This is a genomic window from Jatrophihabitans sp. YIM 134969 (assembly GCF_054456675.1).
Genome location: NZ_JBTJEQ010000112.1, coordinates 1 through 765, shown reverse-complemented (window position 1 = coordinate 765; position 765 = coordinate 1). Strand labels below are relative to the sequence as shown.

Sequence of the window (765 nt, the reverse complement as noted above, 5' to 3'; positions counted from 1 at the left end):
CGCGGCGCCGACGGGGCGGACGTGGCCGACCCGCGCGGGGGCGCCGCCGCGCGGGCTGAGCGCCGGACGTGCCAGGATCGGGGCGTGGTCGACCGGCTCTCGTCGCTCGACGTCTCGTTCCTCTACCTCGAGGGACCGACGACGCCGATGCACGTCGGTGAGCTGCTCACGTTCAGCCCCGCGCCTGACACCCGCCTGGACTACGACCGGTTGCTGCGGCTCATCGAGTCGCGCATCGCGCTCGTGCCGCGGTACCGGCAGAAGGTGCGGACCGTCCCCGGCAACCTCGCCGCGCCGGTCTGGGTGGACGACCCCGACTTCGACATCACGTTCCACGTCCGCCGCTCCGCGCTGCCCCGCCCCGGCTCGGACGAGCAGCTGCGCGAGTTCACCGCCCGGATCATGTCCCGGCCGCTCGACCGCAGCCGGCCGCTCTGGGAGATGTACCTCGTCGAGGGGCTCGACGCCGGCACCGGACCGGGCCGGGTCGCGATCATCACCAAGACGCACCAGGCACTGGTCGACGGCGTCACCGCGATCGACATCGGCACCGTCGTCCTCGACGCCACCCCCGACGCCCACGACCCACCCGACGACCTCTGGGTGCCCGAACCCGAGCCGCGGGACGCCGAACTGGTCGCCCAGGCGGTCGTCGAACTGGTCCGGCGGCCCGCGCGGGCGGTCGACGTCGTGCGGGCCGAGGTCGCCGACGTGCGGTCGGCGGTCGGCCGGGTCGCCGGTGCGGTGGGCGGCGTCGTCGCGGCC

1 protein-coding gene is annotated in these 765 nt (G+C 75.2%); it reads left to right on the top strand.

Annotation, left to right across the window (positions count from 1 at the left end; all coding sequences use genetic code 11):
• Nucleotides 1-84 precede the first annotated feature (84 nt).
• Nucleotides 85-765 (top strand): wax ester/triacylglycerol synthase domain-containing protein (locus ACXR2U_RS24090; protein ID WP_458827626.1); only part of this gene is annotated, 681 nt, incomplete at its 3' end.